Source organism: Pseudomonas aylmerensis (genome assembly GCF_001702265.1).
Classification (GTDB): Bacteria; Pseudomonadota; Gammaproteobacteria; order Pseudomonadales; family Pseudomonadaceae; genus Aquipseudomonas; species Aquipseudomonas aylmerensis.
In genome coordinates this window covers 88,133-109,300 of the sequence record NZ_MAUE01000004.1, presented here as the reverse complement: position 1 = coordinate 109,300, position 21,168 = coordinate 88,133, and the positions used below count along the sequence as shown (strand labels likewise).

Below are 21,168 nucleotides of genomic sequence, written 5' to 3'. Positions count from 1 at the left end.
ACTTCAACCACTTGCGCTTCCGATCTCTCGTTAGCGGGAGGCGAATTCTACAGCGTTACACGCTGCTGTCAACACCTCTTTTTCTCCGCTTTCGACCGAGAAGATCGAAACGTTAATAGAGCCAAACAACACTGCTCTACCAACTCCTTCTGGGCTTCGATGAACTGAAGCAAGTCGCTGTCGAATCTCGCGTAACTCTTTGTTTACCAAGGAGTTTTCCGTTTCGACTGCGCCGGAAGTGGGGCGAATTATAGACTTCCAGAATCTGCCGTCAACACCTTTTTTCACATTTCTGTCATATCGGTCAAAAGCCCCCAAAAACGCGAAAGCCGGCCCCAAGGGGCCGGCTTTCTACTTACCCAGCCTTACAGGCTAGGGAAGGCAAACTGCGACGCTTCATGACTGGCGCGCTGCGGCCAACGCTGGGTAATCGCCTTGCGACGGGTATAGAAGCGCACGCCATCCGGCCCATAGGCATGCAAGTCGCCAAACAGCGAACGCTTCCAGCCACCAAAGCTGTGATACGCGACCGGCACCGGCAATGGAACGTTCACACCGACCATGCCCACTTCAATCTCGTCACAGAACAGCCGGGCCGCTTCACCGTCACGGGTGAAGATGCACGTGCCATTACCGTATTCGTGATCGTTGATCAGTTGCATCGCCGCTTCCAGGCTGCTCACCCGGACCACGCACAGCACCGGCCCGAAGATCTCTTCCTTATAGATACGCATCTCAGGCGTCACGCGGTCGAACAGGCTACCGCCCAGGAAGAAGCCCTCTTCATGCCCGGCAACACTCAAACCACGCCCGTCGACCACCAGCTCAGCACCCGACGCCACGCCGTCTTCTATATAGCCACTGACTTTATCCCGTGCCTGCCCCGTCACCAACGGCCCCATATCCAGGCCGCAGGACGTGCCCGCACCAATCTTCAGCGCCTTGACCTGCGGCACCAGCTTGGCGATCAACGCATCCGCCACCTGATCACCCACGCACACCGCCACCGAGATCGCCATGCAACGCTCGCCACACGAACCATAGGCCGCGCCCATCAACGCGCTGACCGCGTTATCCAGGTCCGCGTCCGGCATCAACACCGCATGGTTCTTCGCGCCGCCCAGTGCTTGGACGCGCTTGCCGCGCTTGGTCGCCTCGGCATAGATGTATTCGGCAATCGGCGTCGAACCGACAAAGCTCAGCGCCTTGACTTCCGGTGCCTCGATCAACGCATCCACCGCGCCCTTGTCGCCGTGCACCACGCTCAGCACGCCTTTGGGCAAACCGGCTTCCTGCAGCAGTTGTGCAATCAGCAGCGTCGAACTCGGGTCGCGCTCGGACGGCTTGAGGATGAAACAGTTACCGCAGACGATCGCCAGTGGGTACATCCACAGCGGCACCATCGCCGGGAAGTTGAACGGGGTAATGCCCGCCACCACACCCAACGGCTGGAAGTCCGACCACGCATCAATGTTCGGCCCGACATTGCGGCTGTACTCACCCTTGAGAATCTCCGGCGCCGAGCACGCGTACTCAACGTTCTCGATCCCGCGCTTGAGCTCACCGGCAGCATCTTCCAGCGTCTTGCCGTGCTCTTCACTGATCAACTGCGAGATGCGTGCTTCGTTCTGCTCCAGCAATTGCTTGAAACGGAACATCACCTGGGCGCGCTTGGCCGGCGGGGTATTACGCCAGGCTGGAAACGCTGCCTTGGCCGAGTCGATCGCCTGTTGAATGGTTTCACGGCTGGCCAACGGCACCTGGTGAATGACCTGGCCGGTGGATGGGTTGTAGACGTCGGCACTTCGACCGCTGTCGTTGACCAACTCACCGTTGATCAAATGCTGGATAAGGCTCATGCAGGGCTCCTGAAAAGTTGTTCTATATAGAAGGAGAAATCAGTCGATCTTGTTCAGCACTTCGCCGACCGCATCGAACAGACGATCCAGGTCCTGCGGCTTGCTGTTGAAGGTTGGCCCGAACTGCAGGGTATCACCGCCAAAGCGCACGTAGAAACCGGCCTTCCACAACGCCATGCCGGCCTCGAATGGACGCACGATCGCATCACCGTCACGCGGGGCAATCTGGATCGCACCGGCCAGGCCATAGTTACGGATGTCGATCACGTTCTTGCTGCCCTTCAAGCCGTGCAGCGCATTCTCAAAGTGCGGGGCGACTTCGGCTACGCTCTGCACCAGGTTTTCCTTCTGCAGCAGGTCCAATGCCGCAAGGCCGGCAGCGCAGGCTACCGGGTGCGCCGAGTAGGTGTAGCCGTGAGGGAATTCCACCGCGTACTCAGGCGTCGCCTGGTTCATGAAGGTCTGATAGATCTCGCTGCTGGCAATCACCGCGCCCATCGGGATCGCGCCGTTGGTGACTTGCTTGGCGATGCACATCAGGTCCGGGGTCACACCGAAGCTGTCGGCGCCGAACATCGAGCCGGTACGGCCGAAACCGGTGATCACTTCGTCGAACACCAACAGGATGTTGTGCTGGTCGCAAATCTCACGCAGACGCTTGAGGTAGCCCTGTGGCGGTACCAGCACGCCGGCGGAACCGGCCATCGGCTCGACAAACACGGCGGCGATGTTCGACGCGTCATGCAACTCGATCAGTTTGAGCAGCTCATCGGCCAAGGCAATCCCGCCCTGCTCCGGCATGCCACGCGAGAACGCATTGCTCGCCAGCAAGGTGTGCGGCAGATGGTCAACATCCATCAAGCCCTGGCCAAACAGTTTACGGTTGCCGTTGACGCCGCCCAGGCTGGTACCGGCGATGTTCACCCCGTGGTAACCACGGGCGCGGCCGATCATCTTGGTCTTGGTGGCCTGGCCCTTCAGGCGCCAGTAGGCACGCACCATCTTCACCGCCGTGTCGGCGCACTCGGAACCGGAGTCGGTGAAGAACACGTGGTTGAGGTTGCCCGGGGTCAGATCGGTGATCTTTTCTGCCAGCTGGAAAGACAACGGATGACCGTATTGGAAGCCCGGGGAGTAGTCCAAGGTGCCCAACTGCTTGGCGACGGCTTCCTGGATTTCCTTGCGGGTGTGCCCGGCGCCACAGGTCCACAGGCCCGACAGCGAATCGTAGACCTTGCGGCCCTTGTCATCCGTCAGCCAACTGCCCTCGGCGGCGACGATCAGCCGTGGGTCACGCTGGAAGTTACGGTTGGCCGTGTAGGGCATCCAGTGCGCATCCAACTTCAGTTGGCTGGCCAGGGACGAAGGGGCGTTTTCGGGCATGTTCATCAGCAAAACCTCGCAGGGCAAAAGGCAGCGTCGGGATTGAAAAGCGTTGTTGCAGCTAAATTGCCACGAGGATAAAGTCGGTGAAATCCAACTCTTCTAACCTTCAGTCAGGCCTTTACTAAACTATGAGCAGCCGTCGACCCGATCCTCTGGCCCAAGTCAGCGACTTCGATATTCGCCTGCTGCGCATCTTTCGCAGCGTGGTCGAGTGCGGCGGCTTTTCGGCGGCGGAGACCGTACTCGGTATCGGCCGCTCCGCGATCAGCCAGCAGATGAGCGACCTGGAGCAGCGGCTCGGATTAAGACTCTGTCAGCGCGGCCGCGCCGGTTTTTCCCTTACCGAAGAGGGCCGTGAGGTCTACCAATCGGCGCTGCAGCTATTAAGTGCCCTGGAAAGCTTTCGTACCGAGGTCAACGGCCTGCACCAGCACCTGCGCGGTGAGTTGATCATCGGCCTGACCGACAACCTGGTCACCCTGCCCCACATGCGCATCACGCACGCGTTGGCGCAGTTGAAGGAACGCGGTCCGGACGTGCAGATCCAGATCCGCATGATCGCGCCCAATGAAGTGGAACAAGGGGTACTCGACGGCCGCCTGCACGTCGGCGTGGTGCCCCAGGCCAGCGCCCTCTCCGGCCTCGAATATCAGCCGTTGTACAGCGAACGCTCGCTGCTCTACTGCGCCGTCGGCCACCCGCTGTTCTATGCCGATGACAAGCAACTCGACGACGCGCGCATCGACACCCAGGACGCCATCGCCCCCACCTTCCGCCTGCCCGCCGAGATCCAGGCTCATTACCAGGCGCTCAACTGCACCGCCAGCGCCTCCGACCGCGAGGGCATGGCGTTCCTGATTCTGACCGGTCGCTACATCGGCTACCTGCCCGACCACTACGCCAGCCTGTGGGTGCAACAAGGCCGACTGCGCGCGCTGAAACCGACTACACGTTTTTACGATTTGAGCCTCGCATCGGTCACGCGCAAGGGGCGTCGCCCTCATTTGGTGCTGGAAAGTTTCCTGGAAAGCCTGGCAGCAACGCGCTAACTCGGGGCCTGCGCAAAAAGCTGAGCAGTTGGACAGTTTTTTGCAAGGGTACGAGGACCTTGAACCGTCCGCCTCGAGTTGCCCGCCATGCCACCAGAATCCACCAGCCCCAGTGACCTGATCTACGGCCTGAATGACCGACCGAAACCGCTGCCCTCCCTGCTGGCCGCCTTGCAACATGTGTTGGCCGCCTTCGTCGGCATCATCACCCCGCCGCTGATCATCGGGTCCACGCTGGGCCTTACCGCCCACTTGCCCTACCTGATCAGCATGGCTTTGATGGTGTCCGGCGTAGGAACCTTCATCCAGGCACGCAGGCCATTCGGCATTGGCGCCGGGATGATCTGCCTGCAGGGCACCAGCTTTGCGTTTCTCGGCGCGGTGTTGTCCGCAGGGTTCCTGGTCAAGCAACGTGGCGGCAGCCCGGAAGACATCCTGGCGATGATCTTCGGTGTGTGCTTTTTCGGCGCGGCGGTACAAATCGTGTTGAGTCGTTTCATCGGCCAGTTGCGCCGGGTCATCACCCCGTTGGTCACAGGGATTGTCATCACGCTGATCGGCATCAGCCTGATCAAGGTCGGCATCACGGATTTGGGCGGCGGCTTCAATGCCCCGGACTTCGGCGCCCCGACCAACCTGGCGCTGGGCCTGTTCGTGGTACTGACGATCATCCTGCTCAATCGCTCCAACACGCCGTGGGTGCGCCTCTCGGCCATCATTATCGGGTTGGCCCTCGGCAGCCTGGCGGCATGGTTCAGTGGCAAGCTGGTGCCACACGCCCTGCCCGATTTGCCTCTGGTCAGCCTGCCGATACCGTTTCGCTTCGGCTTCAACTTCGACTGGAGCGCATTCCTGCCAATCGCGCTGATTTATCTGATCAGCAGTATCGAAACCGTGGGCGACCTCACGGCCAACTGCATGATCGCCCGTCAACCCATCAGCGGCCCTGCTTATATAAGCCGGCTTAAAGGCGGCGTGCTCGGCGATGGCGTCAGCTGCATGATCGCCGCCACCTTCAGCGCCTTCCCCAACACCACCTTTGCGCAGAACAACGGCGTGATCCAACTCACTGGCGTGGCCAGCCGTTACGTCGGGCTGTACATCGGCGTGGTGCTGTTCGCCCTGGGCCTGTTCCCGTTGATTGGCGCGGTGCTGCAGCAGATCCCCAAGCCGGTGCTGGGCGGTGCGACCCTGGTGATGTTCGGCAGCGTGGCCGCCGCCGGCGTGCGCATCCTGGCCCAGGCGCCGCTGGACCGACGCAGCATGCTGATCATCGCCACTTCATTCGGCGTCGGCCTGGGCATTGCCGCCCAACCCAACCTGCTGCACTTGATGCCCGTCCTGGTGCAGAACCTGTTCGACTCGGCCATCACCAGCGGCGGGCTGACGGCGATTGTGTTGTGCCTATTACTGCCGGAAACCAAAGCGACCTCGGTTGCCGCAAACCGCGCGTCGGAAAGCGACAGCCTGGAACCGCTTTGACGGTTTTATTGCATCGGGACTTGTCTGAGGCTTGAGGGTGGGTTATCTGTGCACACGTCGCCATCATCGATCAGCACGGAAACCTCCATGAGCCTCGAAGTTCCTGCCCACAGCAACCCCGCCGGTAAACCCGCCAGCCGCATTCGGCAAAAGAACGAACAAGCGATTCTCCAGGCTGCTGAAGATGAGTTCGCGCGCCATGGCTACAAAGGCACCAGCATGAATACGATTGCCGCGAGCGCCGGGCTGCCCAAGGCCAACCTGCATTACTACTTCACCAACAAACTGGGCCTGTATATCGCGGTGCTCAGCAATATCCTGGAGTTGTGGGACAGCACCTTCAACGCCCTGACCGCCGATGACGACCCGGCTGTAGCCCTCACCCGCTACATTCGCACGAAGATGGAATTCTCGCGGCGCCAACCCCAGGCCTCGCGGATCTTCGCGATGGAGATCATCAGCGGCGGCGAATGCCTGACCGAATATTTCAGCCAGGACTACCGCGCCTGGTTCAGTGGCCGGGCGGCGGTGTTCCAGGCCTGGATGGATGCCGGCAAGATGGACCCGGTCGACCCGGTGCACCTGATCTTCCTGTTGTGGGGCAGCACCCAGCATTACGCCGACTTCGCCACCCAGATCTGCCGTGTCACCGGGCGCACCAAGCTGACCAAGCAAGATATGGAAGACGCCGGGACCAACCTGATCCACATCATTCTCAAAGGCTGTGGCGTCAAGCCGGCCCCCTGAAGACGCGACTTATGCCTTTCACGCTTACCGGCCTTTGCGAGTTTCGCGAAGAAATTCGCAAAAGCCGCTTTATCACCCTCGCCGCACCGATCACCAGCCCGCAGGACGCCCAGGCGTTTTTCGAGCAACACAGCGACTTGAACGCCACGCACAACTGCTGGGCCTGGAAGCTCGCCGATCAATACCGCAGCAATGACGACGGTGAACCTGGCGGCACCGCTGGGCGGCCGATCCTTGCGGCCATCGAGGCACAAGGATTCGATCAGGTCGCCGTGCTGGTGATCCGCTGGTACGGCGGCATACAACTGGGTACCGGCGGCCTCGCGCGCGCCTATGGCGGCGGCGCGAATAAATGCCTGCAGGCCGCCGAGCGCATCGAGCTGATCAGCCGCGTGCCGCTGAGTTGCGCCTGCAGCTTCTCCGAACTGAACCTGGTCAAGCTGCGCGTCGCCGAACTCGGCGGGCTCGTCGTCGAGGAAAACTTCACCGCCCACGGCGTGGAGCTGCAACTGGCCCTGGGCGAAACCCAGATCGACACCCTGCAAACCCAGCTCGCCGACTTGAGCCGAGGACGTATCCTGCTGCAACGCTGAAACTGCTACTGTTGTGCACTGAATTCCCTGAACCGCGATTTCAAAGGAAGCCCTTCATGTCTACGCCAAAAACCGCACTGATCATCGGCGCCTCGCGCGGGCTGGGCCTTGGCCTGGTCAAGCAATTGCTCAAGGATGGCTGGGACGTGACCGCCACCGTGCGTGATCCGAACAAGGCCGATGCCCTCAAAGCCGTCGGCCCGGTGCAGATCGAGAAGCTCGACATGGACGATCAACAAGCCGTGATCGCCCTGAACCAGCGCCTCAAGGACCGCACCTTCGACCTGCTGTTCGTCAACGCCGGCGTCAAGGGCCCCGCCAATCAGGAGCCTGGTCATGCCACCCTGGCGGAAGTCGGCCAGCTGTTCTACACCAACGCCGTGGCGCCGATCAACCTGGCCCAGCGCTTTGTCGGGCAGATCCGCAAGGACAGCGGTGTGCTGGCGTTCATGAGTTCGGTGCTGGGCAGCGTGACCATCCCCGATGGCTCGGACCTGGCGCTGTACAAGGCGAGCAAGGCCGCGCTCAACTCGATGACCAACAGCTTTATCACGCAACTCGGTGACCACAAGCTCACTGTGCTGTCGCTGCATCCGGGCTGGGTGAAGACCGACATGGGCGGCGAAAACGCGCATATCGATGTCGACACCAGCGTGCGCGGCCTGGTGGACCAGGTGAACGCCTACACCGGCAAGGGCGGCCATCACTTCATCGACTACAAGGGCGACACCATCGCCTGGTAACGCCACTCCACTGTGGGAGCGCTTGCCGGCGATGGTCTCAAAAGCAGCGCGTTCCTACAGATAGACCCGAACATAGACTACAAGTAGACTCTGCACCTCGCCCTCACCGGCGACCCTGGATCAGCAGACAGGGCAACACTGAGCTGGCAAACCTGAACCCATCATTCAGAGGAGCCGGCCAATGCCTGCGACCCGTATCTGGTTAAAAAACCCCCTCGCGATTTTCACTGCCAACGGCCTCGACGCCCGTGGCGGCCTGGTGCTGCAAGACGGTGTAATCACCGAGCTGCTGCCCCTGGGCCAAGCCCCCGCACAACCCTGCGCGCAGGTGTTCGACGCGCGCGAACACGTGATCCTCCCGGGGCTGATCAACACCCACCACCATTTCTACCAGACCCTGACCCGCGCCTGGGCGCCGGTGGTCAACCAGCCGTTGTTTCCCTGGTTGAAAACCCTGTACCCGGTATGGGCACGGCTGACCCCGGAAAAACTCGCGCTGGCCACTAAAGTTGCACTCGCCGAGCTGCTGCTCTCGGGCTGCACCACGGCGGCCGATCACCACTACCTGTTCCCCGACGGCCTGGAAAATGCCATCGATGTACAGGTGCAAAGCGTGCGCGAACTGGGCATGCGCGCCATGCTCACCCGCGGCTCCATGAGCCTGGGCGAAGCCGACGGCGGCCTGCCGCCGCAGCAGACTGTGCAACAAGGCCAAGTGATCCTTGACGACAGCCAACGCCTGATCCGCGAATACCACCAGCGGGGCGACGGCGCGCAGATCCAGATTGCCCTGGCGCCCTGCTCGCCGTTTTCCGTCACGCCGGAAATCATGCGCGCCAGCGCCGAACTGGCCGACCAACTCGATGTGCGCCTGCACACCCACTTGGCGGAAACCCTCGATGAAGAAGACTTCTGCCTGCAGCGTTTCGGCCTGCGCACGGTGGACTACCTCGACAGTGTCGGCTGGCTCGGCCCGCGCACCTGGCTGGCCCATGGCATTCACTTCAACCCGGATGAAATCGCGCGCCTGGGAGCGGCCGGTACCGGCATCTGCCACTGCCCGAGTTCGAACATGCGCCTGGCGTCGGGCATCTGTCCGACCCTGGACCTGCTCGCCGCCGGCGCGCCTATCGGCCTGGGCGTGGACGGCTCGGCCTCCAATGATGCCTCGAACATGATTCTCGAGACCCGCCAGGCCCTGTACATCCAGCGCCTGCGTTATGGTGCCGAGAAGATCACGCCAGAAGGCGTACTGGGCTGGGCGACCAAGGGCTCGGCGCAGCTGCTGGGGCGCACGGATATCGGCGAGCTGGCCGTTGGCAAACAGGCCGACCTGGCGCTGTTCAAGCTCGATGAGCTGCGCTTCTCCGGCAGCCACGACCCGATTTCCGCCCTGCTGCTGTGTGGTGCGGACCGTGCGGACCGGGTGATGATCGGCGGCCAGTGGCGTGTGATCGACGGGCAGGTTGAAGGCCTGGACCTCAAAGGCTTGATTGCCGATCACAGCCAGGCGGCGCGTGAACTGATCAACCCAATTTAACGGAAGAAACGCCATCAACATGTGGGAGCGGGCTTGCTCGCGAATGCAGTAGATCAGTCAGCTTATGCATCGACTGACACACTGCCTTCGCGAGCAAGCCCGCTCCCACACTGGTTTCCAGGGTGCTCTGTAGAACCGTTTACAAACCCAGCAACGACAGCATGATAAACGTCGCAAACAGCACAAAGTGGGTCATCCCTTCGATAGCGTTGGTTTCGCCATCGTTGAGGTTGATCGCGCTGACGATCAGCGTGATAAACACCATCACCGTCTGCACCGGCGTCATCGCCATCTGGAACGGCTGGCCGGTGTAGAGCGCCATGGCCTCCATGACCGGCACCGTCAGGATCACCGTCGACAAGGATGCACCCAACGCGATGTTGACCACCGATTGCATGCGGTTGGCCAGGGCGGCGCGCAAGGCCGTCAGGATTTCCGGTGCCGCTGAAATCGCCGCGACCACAATCGCAGTGATGACCGGCGGTGCTCCCGTACCTTCCAGGCCCAGGTCGAGCGTCTTGGACATCACCTCGGCCAGTGCGCCAATCACAATCACGCCAAACACCAGGGTGCCGATGGAGAACGCCAGGTTCACCGGCGGCGCCTGCTCCTCTTCCGGCAGTTTCTTGCGACGCTTTTCCGGGTAGCTGTAGCTGAAGAAATAACTGTGCGGCCCTACCTGCATTCTCAGGAACAGGGTGTAGAGCACCACCATCGCACCGATGGTGAAGGCCGAGTAGATTTTCCAGTCGGCCTCGGGGATAAATTCCGGCACCACCATCGACACGCCCATGGCGGTGAGGATCATCACGCTGTAGGTACGTGCCGAATCATCGTTGTAGGACTGTTCGCCATGCTTGATGCCGCCCATCAACGCCGCCAGGCCGAGGATGCCGTTGATATCGAGCATCACTGCCGAATAGATGGTGTCGCGCACAAGGGTCGGCGACGGCTCATTGCTCATCATGATCGCCAGGATCACCACTTCCACCAGTACGGCGGCGAGGGTCAGGATCATCGTGCCGTAGGGGTCGCCGACCTTTTCCGCCAACTGCTCGGCATGGTGCGCCACGCGCATCGAGGCCACTACGATAAACGCGATCAGCACCACGCCGGCCAGCAGCGCGACCATCTGCCCGCTGTGCAGCATCCAGTGCTCCAACGGGTAGGCGGCGATGGCGGCAATCAGCGCCAGCAACATGAATTTTTCTTGCTTGAGGGATGTGAGCATTCCGGGCCTTTTAGGACGGCAAATCAGTCATTGATGGGGTACAGACTGCGTCACGCCGCTAACGTTTCGTTACACCTTAGTTCACGCGGCCCTTGCGCGAACCCACCAAAACTCTTCTGCCGGTCAGGTTTTGCCGATTATTTCAGTCATCACCTGTAGAATGCCGCCATTGCACCTGATGAGAATTATAGAAATGTACGATTGGCTCAACGCCCTGCCCAAGGCTGAATTGCACCTGCACCTGGAAGGCTCGCTGGAGCCTGAGCTGCTGTTCGCCCTGGCCGAGCGCAACAAGATCGCGCTGCCGTGGAACGACGTTGAAACCCTGCGCAAGGCCTACGCCTTCAACAACCTGCAAGAGTTTCTCGACCTGTATTACAAGGGCGCCGACGTGCTGCGCACCTCCCAGGATTTCTATGACCTGACCTGGGCCTACCTGCTGCGCTGCAAAGAACAGAACGTGATCCACACCGAACCGTTCTTCGATCCGCAGACCCATACCGACCGTGGCATCCCGTTCGAAGTGGTGCTCAACGGTATCGCGGCGGCCCTCAAAGATGGCGAGCAGCAACTGGGGATCACCAGCGGCTTGATCCTCAGCTTCCTGCGCCACCTGAGCGAAGCCGAGGCCGAGAAAACCCTCGACCAGGCGCTGCCGTTCCGTGACGCGTTCGTGGCCGTGGGCCTGGACAGTTCGGAAATGGGCCACCCGCCGAGCAAGTTCCAGCGCGTGTTCGACCGTGCTCGCCACGAAGGCTTCCTCACGGTTGCCCACGCCGGCGAAGAAGGCCCGCCCGAGTACATCTGGGAAGCCATCGACCTGCTGAAAATCCAGCGTATCGACCATGGCGTGCGCGCCATCGAAGACGAACGCCTGATGCAGCGCATCATCGACGAGCAGATCCCGCTGACCGTCTGCCCGTTGTCCAACACCAAACTGTGCGTGTTCGACGACATGGCGCAGCACAACATCCTCGACATGCTCGAGCGTGGCGTGAAGGTGACGGTGAACTCGGATGATCCGGCGTACTTCGGCGGCTATGTCACCGAGAACTTCCACGCGCTGTACACCTCGCTGGGCATGACCCAGGACCAGGCCAAACGCCTGGCGCAGAACAGCCTGGACGCGCGACTGGTAAAACCCTGACGGTGCCGGACGCGGGCTTGCTGGCGAAGGCGGCAGATCAGTCAAACACCGAGTGACTGACACGCCGCCTTTGCGAGCAAGCCCTCTCCAACGGCGACCTCTTCACCTCAAGCCTGCTCCGGCGCGGCGAGCCGAGTGATTTCCGCCAGCCCGGTATCGCTGACCAGCAAGGCGCGGGACTCGTTGACCGCGCGAATCCAGCCCGACTGCACAAACAGTTGTAGCAACCCTGCACCCAACGCCCCTCCCAGGTGCGGTTGGTGCTGGCTCCAGTCAAAACAATCGCACACCAGCGGTGACGCCAGCGCCGGCGTGAAAATACCCAGCCTCGCCAAGCGCTGCGCGCCCTTGAACGTGACGTCGGTGCGCTGCTCAGCGCGCTCGATCCACCCTGCGTCGATCATCCGCTGATACACCCCCGCCGCCAGCTCGCCGCCCAGGTGACCGTGGCATAACCGTGCGTGGCGCAACGACGCAGGCGCCATCAAGGCCGGCGGCGACGACTCGGGGGCAGAACGCATGGCACTGGCCATGGTCGTCGTGGCCAGGGCATCGATGGCGCTGCTGACGTCCGCTGCCGCCATGCGAAACAGCCGCTGGCCGCGTCGAGCTTCGACCCGCAGCAGGCCGCTGCCGGTCAGCCGTGCCAGGTGTGCAGTGGCGGACGCCGGTGACAGCTCGGCGAGGGAGGCCAGTTCGGCGCAAGACTTGGCCGAGCCGTCCATCAATGCCCATAGCATGGCGGTACGCTTGGGCTCGGCGAGCAAGCTGGCGATCTGACTGATGCAAGGTGCCTGTTCCATCTATCCACTCCCTGTTGAATCATTTATCTGCTGCGGTTGGTGCCGAAGTATAGGTGCGCAAACCAGCGGTTCCGCGACGTCCGACAGCACGGATAGGGACAGGCTCTGAGTGAAATTTCCTGCTTTGATGGAGGCTACTGCGAAGCGCGCGGGCGTTCTGGCCTTTGCGCGGTCAATGTCGCACAGCGAGCCACAAGCATTTCCCGCAGCAGGTTGATGGGTTTACTCAACTGCGCACGGTGCGCGCACAGCAGATTCAGTGGCGTTCGCTCGCCGCGCAGCTCCGGCAGGATCAATCGCAGGCGCCCGGCCAGCACATCGGTGCTCACATCCAGCCATGACTTGTAGGCAATGCCCACGCCAGCCACAGCCCAGCGTCGCACCACGTCGGCGTCGTCGCTGAAACGATCACCCGAGACCGTCAGGCTGACTTCGCGCTTGCCGTCGTGGAAACTCCAATGGTCGTGGACGCGGCTGCCGAGCATGTACAACAGGCAGTTGTGCTGGGCCAATTGTTCCAGGTGCCGGGGCTCCCCGTGGCGTGCGAGGTAGCTGGGCGCGGCACACAGCACTCGAACATTCTCGGGAGCCACGGGCAGCGCAATCAGGCTTGAGTCCTCCGGCTCGCCATAACGCAAGGCGATATCCACCGGCTGGCGGAACAGGTCGGCGATTCGATCACCCAACAATAAACGTACGGTGAGTTGCGGGTGTTCACGCTGGAACTCATCCAGCCACGGCAGCAGCTGGTTGCGACCGAAATCCGACGGCGCCGACAGTTGCAGCACGCCGCTGACATGGTCCTGGCCGCTGGCCAACAGGCGCCGCCCCTCATCCAGCGCGCCCAACGCGGCGCGCGCGTATTCGAGGAAACCCTCGCCTTCGGCAGTCAGGCGCAGGCTGCGCGTGGACCGGGCCAGCAGGCGCGTGCCCAGTTGCTCTTCAATCCGCTTGAGTGCTGCGCTGGCCACGGCGGGCGACAGGTCCATGACCCGCGCTGCAGCCGAAAGGCTGCCCAGGTCGGCTGCGCGAACAAACAACTGCAAATCGTCAAAACGCAGCATGCATCCCATCCATTATCAAAATTTCGTTGAAACAGACTGCTGTTTTAGCCGCTTTTATCTTCACGGGAAATAGCCAATCATCTGTGCATCCCGTTCATCACGTGTCTGGAGTTGCCATGTCCACTGCCTTTAACGTCATTGCCACGCTGATCGCCAAGCCCGGCCAACAGGCCACCCTGGAAACCCTGCTGCGCGGCCTGCTGGAACCCACCCGCCTGGAAGCCGGTTGCGAGCAATACGACCTGCACCAGGACCTGCAGCACCCCGAGACCTTCTACATGCTCGAACGCTGGGCCGATGACGCCGCGCTGGCCGACCACGACCAGAGCGCACACATCCAGAGTTTTCGCGCCAAGGCCGCCGATGTGATCGAACACTTCGAACTCAAGCGCCTGAAATTTCTCGCCTGATCACTGCCCTTTTTCCGGAGCCATCATGAAAGCCATTGCCTACTACGCATCCCTGCCGATCAACGATCCCAGCGCCCTGCAAGACATCGAACTGCCAGCACCGGTCGCCGGTCCACGCGACCTGCTGGTGGAAGTCAAAGCCATCTCGGTCAACCCGGTGGACACCAAGGTGCGCCAGAACGTCGCCCCGGAAAACGGCGACGCCAAGGTGCTGGGCTGGGATGTGGCCGGTGTGGTCAAGGCCGTCGGCAGCGAAGTGACACTGTTCAAGGCCGGCGACAAGGTGTTCTACGCCGGCTCCCTGGTGCGCCCAGGTGGCAACAGCGAATTGCACACTGTGGACGAGCGTATCGTCGGCCATATGCCCAAGAGCCTGGGTTTTGCCGAGGCCGCCGCGCTGCCCCTGACCGCCATCACCGCCTGGGAACTGCTGTTCGAGCGCCTGCAGGTACGTGAGAGTAAAGAGGACGAGGGCCAGAGCCTGCTGATCGTCGGCGCGGCCGGTGGCGTGGGTTCGATCCTGACCCAGTTGGCCAGCCAACTGACGGCACTGAAAGTCATCGGCACCGCCTCGCGCCCGGAAACCCAGGCCTGGGCCAAGGACCTCGGCGCCGACCTGGTGATCGACCACAGCCAACCGCTGAGCGAAGCGCTGAAAGCCGCCGGCCACCCGCAAGTGACCCACGTTGCCAGCCTGACCCAGACCGACCATCACCTCGAACAACTGGTGGAAGCCCTGCAACCCCAGGGCAAGCTGGCACTGATTGACGATCCCAAGGCGCTGGACGTGAGCACACTCAAGCGCAAGAGCCTGTCGCTGCACTGGGAGTTCATGTACACGCGCTCGATGTTCGAGACCCCGGACATGATCGAGCAGCACAACCTGCTCAACCGCGTGGCCGAGCTGATCGACGCCGGTACCTTGAAAACCACGGTGGGCGAGCACTTCGGCGTGATCAACGCCGAGAACCTGCGCCGCGCCCATGCGCTGCTGGAAAGCGGCAAGGCCAAGGGCAAGATCGTGCTGGAAGGCTTCTAAAAACGGTCTGTCAGCGTCGTCCCTTATTCCTGTAGGTAAGGGACGACGCCGCTAGTCAGAGAGTTGATCTTTGTCATATTTGTGAGCGTATTCGGGTTTATATTGGCCGCCTTTGCCACGATTCTTTTACGTGAGGAAGTCAGCAATGAAAATCCTGATAAAAGCGTTAGCAAAATCCCCAGGCAATAAATGGCAGGTTCGTCTCGACGGCGACGCGTTTACGTTTCGCAGTGAAGCCGAGGCCCGAGCCTTTGCCAACACCCTGCAAGCCCGTATCCAGGCACCCCACCGTTTCCCGCTCAGCCAGCAACGTTCCGCCGCTGGCTGACCCGCATTTCAGGCCTGCGCCTGCAGGGCCCTCGCCCGTTGCAGGCGCTGGGTCGACATCGCAATCGTCACCGCCAATACACCGCACAAGCTGATGACCATGGCCATCGGCATCGCCGTGCCGTCATGCAACACGCCGACCAGCGACGCGGCGCCCGCCGCCACGCCGAACTGGATGCAGCCGAGCAACGCCGAAGCACTGCCCGCCCGGGCGCCCTGCCCAGCCATGGCGCAGGCCGAGGTGTTGGGCAAAATGCAGCCCAGGCTCGCGATGCAGATAAACAGCGGCACCAGCAGAGGCCACAGCGCGTCGGTGCGCAAGGCTGCGATACCCAACAGCGTCAATGCGGCCAGCATGTAAAGCCAGACCGTGCGCGACAGCAAAAACGCCGGGCCGCGCTTGGCGAGCAGGCGTGCGTTCACCTGGGCCATCAGGATAAAGCCGGCGGCGTTGGAACCGAAGACCCAGCCGTAATGCTCGGCGGGCACGCCATACAGCTTGATAAACACGAAAGGCGAACCGGCGATGTAGGCAAACATCCCGGCAATCGAGATGCCGCCGGTCAGCGCATAGCCGAGGTAGACCCGGTCTGACAGCAGCGAACCGTAGCGACGCAGCGATCCAGACAAAGGCTGGCGTGGTTGATGGGCCGGGAACGTCTCGGGCAAACCCACGGCCACGGCGACGGCGGCCATTACGCTGAAGATCGACAGTGCCAGGAAAATCGACTGCCAGCCCCACAAGCCGACCATCAGCCCACCGGCCAACGGCGCGAGGATCGGCGCCAGGCCAGTGACCAGCATCAGTTGGGAAAACACTTTGGCTGAGCCCACCGCATCACATTTGTCGCTGACCACCGCGCGGGAAATCACCATGCCGGCGCAACCGCCGAGGGCCTGCACGAAGCGCGCGCCGATCAGCCATTCCAATGACGGTGCAAAGGCGCAGGCGAAGGAGGCCAGGGTAAACAGGGTCACGCCGCTCAGCAGCGGGCCGCGCCGACCAAAGCGGTCCGCCAGCGGACCGTAGATCAATTGGCCGATGGCCAGGCCGCCGAAATACACCGCCAGGGTCAGCTGGATGTGTTTTTCGTCGGTCGCGAACGCAGTGGCCATGGCTGGAAAGCCCGGCAGATAAAAATCGATCGCCAGCGGCGCGAAGGCGCTCAAGGCACCCAGAATCAGGATTATACGGAGGTTCATCAGGCACCCAAGTGTGTCGGCAGCCCGACAGTCTAGCCGCGCTTGGGTGCATTTAACACGATAGCTCGCTAACTATTTGAGCGGGTCAGGCGAGCTTGGCGGTGTAGCCTTCTTCACTGATCAGGCTGATCACCTGCTCGGCAGACAGACGGCTTTCCACCCCCACTTCCTTCGCCGCCAGGTCGACCTTCACGCTCGCGGCCGGGTCCTCGTTCTGCACCGCCTGGGTGACGGCCCGAACGCAATGGCCGCAGGTCATTCCTTCAACGCTGAATACTTGCATGACATGACTCCTTTGATGAGGTTAAACCCAGTCTCGACCTTGCCACGATGGCAAGGTCAAGTTCCAGGATGATCTGCCGGGCTGGTATTCGGCGGCGACGTCGGCCAAGCTTCACTCATCTTTGATTCAATCCACGGAGCATTCGCCATGCGCTGGTCGTTTTTTGGCCTTGTCGGCCTGATGAGCTTGTCTGCCATTGCGCCCACGGCCAGTGCCGCAGAAGACTATGCGGTGCTGATCATTTCCCGCGAACGCCTGGAAGTGCCGACCAATTGCGAAATCGGCCTATATATCCAGGACCAACTGGCAGGCCGGCTGTTCCAGGAACAATCCACCTCGTTCAACTTGCCCGCCGGCAATGTGTCGCTACGCCTGAAGCTGTTGCCGGGCCAGTCCCCGGGCTGCCTGCCGGGCATGCTCGCGCCGCCGGCGCAGAACATCACGCTGAAGGTCGGCGACGTACGCAAATTGCGCATCGCGCAGGGCCCGGACGGTATGTACCTCAAGCCTGCCGCACTGGAATATTAAAGGCGCTTGACCTTCCCCACAGGTCAAGGTTGATCCTAGGGGCAACTTCTCCTGGAGGACTGCCCCATGAATGGATCCACCACCTTTGACCTGCCCATCGGCGGCATGACCTGCGCCAGCTGCGCCGGGCGCGTCGAACGCGCGCTGGGCAAAGTGCCGGGGGTGCAAAGCGTCAGCGTCAACCTGGCCAACGAACGCGCGCATGTTGAAGTGCTCGGCCAGATGGACCCGAACGTGTTGATCGCCGCCGTCGACAAGGCCGGCTACAGCGCCAGCCTGCCCCAGAGCGAAGCCGCCACCGAGGTCGACCAGGCCCGGCGCCTGCACCGCGAGCGCTGGGCATTGCTGCTGGCGATCCTGCTGGCGCTGCCGTTGGTGCTGCCGATGCTGGTGGAGCCTTTCGGCCTGCACTGGATGCTGCCGGCCTGGGTGCAGTTCGCGCTGGCGACGCCGGTGCAGTTCATCTTCGGTGCGCGTTTTTATATCGCCGCCTGGAAAGCCGTGCGCGCCGGTGCCGGGAATATGGACTTGCTGGTGGCCATCGGCACCAGCGCCGGCTACGGCCTGAGCATTTATGAGTGGCTCACCGCACCGGCCGGCAGCATGCCCCATTTGTACTTCGAGGCCTCGGCCGTGGTAATTGCCCTGGTGTTGCTCGGCAAATACCTGGAAAGCCGCGCCAAACGCCAGACCGCCAGCGCCATCCGCGCCCTCGAAGCGCTGCGCCCGGAGCGCGCGATTCGCGTGGTCGACGGCCGCGAGGAGGACGTCGCGATCAACGCGCTGAAGCGCGGCGACCTGGTGCTGGTCAAGCCCGGCGAACGCTTCCCGGTGGACGGTGAAGTGGTCGACGGCCAAAGCCACGCCGACGAAGCGCTGATCAGTGGCGAGAGCCTGCCGGTGCCAAAGCAGCCGGGCGACTCGGTCACCGGCGGCGCCATCAACGGCGAAGGCCGCCTGCTGGTGCGCACCCTCGCCTTGGGTGCGGAAAGCGTATTGGCACGCATCATCCGCCTGGTGGAAGACGCCCAGGCCGCCAAGGCTCCGATCCAGAAGCTGGTGGATAAAGTCAGCCAAGTGTTCGTGCCGGCGGTGCTGGTGCTGGCGTTGATCACGCTGGTGGGTTGGTGGCTGTACGGCGCCTCCCTGGAGACGGCAATCATCAACGCGGTGGCGGTGCTGGTGATCGCCTGCCCATGCGCCCTGGGCCTGGCCACACCGACGGCGATCATGGCCGGCACCGGCGTCGCCGCGCGCTACGGCATCTTGATCAAGGACGCCGAAGCCCTGGAGCGTGCGCACGCCGTGAGCGCCGTGGTGTTCGACAAGACCGGCACCCTCACCTCCGGCACGCCAAGAATTGCGCACCTGGCGGCGGTGGATGGCGACGAAGCATCATTGCTGCAGCACGCCGGTGCCTTGCAGCGCGGCAGTGAACATCCGCTGGCCAAGGCGGTGCTGGATGCCTGCCGCGAGCGAGGGCTGGATGTCGCCGATGTGAGCGCCAGCCAAGCGCTGACCGGGCGCGGCATTGCCGGCACCCTGGCGGGCCGGCAACTGGCGCTGGGTAACCGTCGGCTGCTGGAAGAAAGCGGTTTGAACGCCGGTGAACTGTCCGGCTCCGCCACCGCCTGGGAAGCCGAAGGCCGGACCTTGTCCTGGCTGATCGAGCAAGGCCCGCAACCGCGTGTGCTCGGGCTGTTTGCCTTTGGCGATACGCTCAAGCCGGGGGCGCTTGCGGCCGTGCAGCAACTCAAGGCGCAGCAGATCAGCAGTCATCTGCTCACCGGTGACAATCGCGGCAGCGCCCGCGTGGTTGCGCAGGCGCTGGGCATCGAGGATGTGCACGCTGAAGTGCTGCCCGCCGAAAAAGCCGCCACCGTCGCCGAGTTGAAAAAAACCGGCGTGGTGGCGATGGTCGGCGACGGCATCAACGATGCCCCGGCCCTGGCGGCTGCCGACATTGGCATCGCCATGGGCGGCGGCACCGACGTGGCGATGCATGCGGCGGGTATCACCTTGATGCGCGGCGACCCGCGCCTGGTGCCTGCCGCCCTGGAGATCAGCCGCAAGACCTACGCAAAGATCCGCCAGAACCTGTTCTGGGCCTTTGTGTATAACTTGATCGGCATTCCGCTGGCGGCGTTCGGCCTGCTCAACCCGGTGCTCGCGGGCGCGGCCATGGCCTTGTCCAGCGTCAGCGTGGTCAGCAATGCCTTACTGTTGAAAACCTGGAAACCCAAGGACCTGGAGGATCAACGCCCATGAACATCGGCCAAGCCGCCCGCCAGAGCGGGCTGAGCGCCAAGATGATTCGCTACTACGAATCCATTGGTCTGTTGAAAGCCGCCCACCGCACCGACAGCGGCTACCGCGTCTACAGCGGCGACGATTTGCACACACTGGCGTTTATCAAACGCTCACGGGACCTGGGGTTTTCCCTGGAGGAAGTTGGCAAGTTGCTGGCCCTGTGGCAAGACCGCCAACGCGCGAGCGCGGACGTGAAAGCCCTGGCGCGCCAGCACATCGATGAGCTCAATCAGAAGATTCTGGAGTTGGGGCAACTGCGCGACACGCTGCAGGACCTGGTGGAACATTGCCAGGGCGATCATCGGCCGGATTGTCCGATTCTCAAGGAATTGGCTTCGGGCAGTTGCTGCGCCTGACTGAGCTTTACTCGCCCCAGACAGAACAAAATGTGGGCGGGAGCCGGGCTTGCCCGCGATGCAGGCACCTCGGTATGTCAGTCACACCGAGGTGATGCGATCGCCGGCAAGCCAGCGTCTACACCAGCCTGCTCCCACAGTTTTGCGGGATCACTGCAGCCAAGGCGGCGGCGGTGGCTCGTCGGGTACTTTGCTCGGTGGCGCATCGTCCGCCGCGCGAATCGCCTGGCGACGCTCTTCATCCAGGCGCGCCGCTTCGATCTCGCGGATCACTCCGCCGACATCCGCCAGCTCTTCCGGTTCGTCGAACTCACCGGTCAACACGCTGGCCGGGTGCAAGGTGCCGGCTTCGTAAAGCGCCCACATCTCCTTGGCGTACTTGGTCTTCTTCAGCTCCGGGGCAAAACGGCCGAAGTAGGACGCCATGTTGCCCACGTCACGCTCCAGCATGCTGAACGCGTGGTTGTTGCCCGCCGCATCCACCGCCTGAGGCAGGTCGATGATCACCGGCCCGGTTGGCGTGAGCAGTACGTTGAACTCGGACAGGTCACCGTGCACCAGGCCGGTACACAGCATCAGCACGATCTGGGAGATCAGGAAGGCGTGGTATTCGCGCGCCTGGTCCGGCTCCAGCACCACGTCGTTCAGACGCGGTGCTGCATCGCCGTACTCGTCGGCTACCAGCTCCATCAACAGCACGCCTTCAAGGAAGTCGTACGGCTGGGGCACGCGAACGCCCGCACCGGCCAGGCGGAACAACGCCGCCACTTCAGCGTTCTGCCAGGCATCTTCGGTTTCTTTCTTGCCGAACTTGGAGCCCTTGGCCATGGCCCGGGCCTGCCGGCTGTTACGGACCTTACGGCCTTCCTGGTATTCGGACGCCTGACGAAAACTTCGTTTGTTCGCCTCCTTGTAAACCTTGGCGCAACGCAATTCGTTGCCGCAGCGCACCACATAAACAGCTGCTTCTTTACCACTCATGAGTGGGCGCAGCACTTCGTCGACCAGACCGTCTTCGATCAGGGGTTCAATGCGTTTAGGAGTCTTCATCAGCTTTTATTGTGGGTC

Annotated in this window: 21 protein-coding genes; 13 read left to right on the top strand and 8 right to left on the bottom strand. The window is 62.3% G+C overall.

What is annotated here, in order from left to right:
- Positions 1-365: 365 nt before the first annotated feature.
- Positions 366-1,859 (bottom strand): CoA-acylating methylmalonate-semialdehyde dehydrogenase, encoded by a 1,494-nt coding sequence (locus tag BBG20_RS03780; RefSeq protein WP_065900387.1) that lies wholly within the window; start codon positions 1,857-1,859, stop codon positions 366-368.
- Positions 1,860-1,898: 39 nt separating this feature from the next.
- A complete protein-coding gene (locus tag BBG20_RS03775) occupies positions 1,899-3,248 on the bottom strand; it encodes an aspartate aminotransferase family protein (RefSeq protein WP_065900385.1) in 1,350 nt (449 codons plus the stop codon).
- Positions 3,249-3,373: 125 nt separating this feature from the next.
- Between BBG20_RS03775 and BBG20_RS03770 the strand changes: the two genes are divergently transcribed.
- From BBG20_RS03770 to BBG20_RS03745, 6 genes are all read left to right on the top strand, one after another.
- Positions 3,374-4,294 (top strand): LysR family transcriptional regulator, encoded by a 921-nt coding sequence (locus tag BBG20_RS03770; RefSeq protein WP_065900383.1) that lies wholly within the window; start codon positions 3,374-3,376, stop codon positions 4,292-4,294.
- A gap of 87 nt (positions 4,295-4,381) precedes the next feature.
- Complete coding sequence (locus BBG20_RS03765) at positions 4,382-5,776, top strand: uracil-xanthine permease family protein (protein ID WP_065900381.1); 1,395 nt, start codon at positions 4,382-4,384, stop codon at positions 5,774-5,776.
- A gap of 87 nt (positions 5,777-5,863) precedes the next feature.
- Positions 5,864-6,523 (top strand): TetR/AcrR family transcriptional regulator, encoded by a 660-nt coding sequence (locus tag BBG20_RS03760; RefSeq protein WP_065900379.1) that lies wholly within the window; start codon positions 5,864-5,866, stop codon positions 6,521-6,523.
- An 11-nt stretch (positions 6,524-6,534) separates the two neighbouring features.
- The gene (locus tag BBG20_RS03755) at positions 6,535-7,116 is read left to right on the top strand and encodes an IMPACT family protein (RefSeq protein ID WP_065900377.1); all 582 of its coding nucleotides are present in this window, start codon (positions 6,535-6,537) and stop codon (positions 7,114-7,116) included.
- A gap of 56 nt (positions 7,117-7,172) precedes the next feature.
- Entirely contained in the window at positions 7,173-7,859 is a 687-nt protein-coding gene (locus BBG20_RS03750; RefSeq protein WP_065900376.1) for an SDR family oxidoreductase, read from the top strand.
- A gap of 181 nt (positions 7,860-8,040) precedes the next feature.
- Complete coding sequence (locus BBG20_RS03745) at positions 8,041-9,399, top strand: 8-oxoguanine deaminase (RefSeq protein WP_065900375.1); 1,359 nt, start codon at positions 8,041-8,043, stop codon at positions 9,397-9,399.
- Between the two features lie 139 nt (positions 9,400-9,538).
- Here BBG20_RS03745 and BBG20_RS03740 read toward each other — a convergent pair whose 3' ends face one another.
- On the bottom strand, positions 9,539-10,630 hold the full coding sequence (locus tag BBG20_RS03740) for a calcium:proton antiporter (RefSeq protein WP_065900373.1): 1,092 nt from the start codon (positions 10,628-10,630) through the stop codon (positions 9,539-9,541).
- 193 nt (positions 10,631-10,823) lie between these two features.
- Between BBG20_RS03740 and BBG20_RS03735 the strand changes: the two genes are divergently transcribed.
- The gene (locus tag BBG20_RS03735) at positions 10,824-11,777 is read left to right on the top strand and encodes an adenosine deaminase (protein WP_012722045.1); all 954 of its coding nucleotides are present in this window, start codon (positions 10,824-10,826) and stop codon (positions 11,775-11,777) included.
- A gap of 107 nt (positions 11,778-11,884) precedes the next feature.
- Here BBG20_RS03735 and BBG20_RS03730 read toward each other — a convergent pair whose 3' ends face one another.
- Together BBG20_RS03730 and BBG20_RS03725 are read right to left on the bottom strand one after the other, a co-directional pair.
- Positions 11,885-12,580, bottom strand: a complete 696-nt coding sequence (locus BBG20_RS03730; protein WP_065900371.1) for an ArsR/SmtB family transcription factor — start codon at positions 12,578-12,580, stop codon at positions 11,885-11,887.
- 134 nt (positions 12,581-12,714) lie between these two features.
- Positions 12,715-13,644, bottom strand: coding sequence for a LysR family transcriptional regulator (locus BBG20_RS03725; protein WP_065900369.1), 930 nt, complete (start codon positions 13,642-13,644; stop codon positions 12,715-12,717).
- A gap of 116 nt (positions 13,645-13,760) precedes the next feature.
- On the opposite strand from BBG20_RS03725, the gene BBG20_RS03720 reads away from it, so the two are divergent.
- The 3 genes from BBG20_RS03720 (at position 13,761) to BBG20_RS03710 (ending at position 15,421) form a co-directional block, all read left to right on the top strand.
- Positions 13,761-14,054 carry a putative quinol monooxygenase gene (locus BBG20_RS03720; protein WP_065900367.1) on the top strand — a complete coding sequence of 98 codons (294 nt, stop codon included), beginning with the start codon at positions 13,761-13,763 and terminating at the stop codon, positions 14,052-14,054.
- A 25-nt stretch (positions 14,055-14,079) separates the two neighbouring features.
- Positions 14,080-15,093, top strand: a complete 1,014-nt coding sequence (locus tag BBG20_RS03715; RefSeq protein ID WP_065900365.1) for a zinc-binding alcohol dehydrogenase family protein — start codon at positions 14,080-14,082, stop codon at positions 15,091-15,093.
- Positions 15,094-15,238: 145 nt separating this feature from the next.
- Complete coding sequence (locus tag BBG20_RS03710) at positions 15,239-15,421, top strand: hypothetical protein (RefSeq protein WP_065900363.1); 183 nt, start codon at positions 15,239-15,241, stop codon at positions 15,419-15,421.
- Positions 15,422-15,429: 8 nt separating this feature from the next.
- On the opposite strand, the gene BBG20_RS03705 is transcribed toward BBG20_RS03710, so the two are convergent.
- Positions 15,430-16,623 (bottom strand): multidrug effflux MFS transporter, encoded by a 1,194-nt coding sequence (locus tag BBG20_RS03705; RefSeq protein ID WP_065900361.1) that lies wholly within the window; start codon positions 16,621-16,623, stop codon positions 15,430-15,432.
- Positions 16,624-16,708: 85 nt separating this feature from the next.
- Positions 16,709-16,906: a heavy-metal-associated domain-containing protein gene (locus BBG20_RS03700; protein ID WP_065900359.1), complete on the bottom strand. Its 198-nt coding sequence runs from the start codon at positions 16,904-16,906 to the stop codon at positions 16,709-16,711.
- A 147-nt stretch (positions 16,907-17,053) separates the two neighbouring features.
- Between BBG20_RS03700 and BBG20_RS03695 the strand changes: the two genes are divergently transcribed.
- The 3 genes from BBG20_RS03695 to cueR all read left to right on the top strand — a co-directional run bounded on the left by BBG20_RS03695 (position 17,054) and on the right by cueR (position 20,100).
- The gene (locus BBG20_RS03695) at positions 17,054-17,434 is read left to right on the top strand and encodes a hypothetical protein (protein ID WP_065900357.1); all 381 of its coding nucleotides are present in this window, start codon (positions 17,054-17,056) and stop codon (positions 17,432-17,434) included.
- Between the two features lie 66 nt (positions 17,435-17,500).
- On the top strand, positions 17,501-19,702 hold the full coding sequence (locus BBG20_RS03690; RefSeq protein WP_065900355.1) for a heavy metal translocating P-type ATPase: 2,202 nt from the start codon (positions 17,501-17,503) through the stop codon (positions 19,700-19,702).
- Positions 19,699-20,100: a Cu(I)-responsive transcriptional regulator gene (gene cueR / locus BBG20_RS03685; RefSeq protein WP_065900353.1), complete on the top strand. Its 402-nt coding sequence runs from the start codon at positions 19,699-19,701 to the stop codon at positions 20,098-20,100. The genes BBG20_RS03690 and cueR overlap by 4 nt, the downstream gene beginning before the upstream one ends.
- A 150-nt stretch (positions 20,101-20,250) precedes the next feature.
- Here the strand turns inward: cueR and BBG20_RS03680 are convergent, their stop codons facing one another.
- A complete protein-coding gene (locus BBG20_RS03680; RefSeq protein ID WP_065900351.1) occupies positions 20,251-21,150 on the bottom strand; it encodes a PA4780 family RIO1-like protein kinase in 900 nt (299 codons plus the stop codon).
- Between the last annotated feature and the right edge of the window lie 18 nt (positions 21,151-21,168).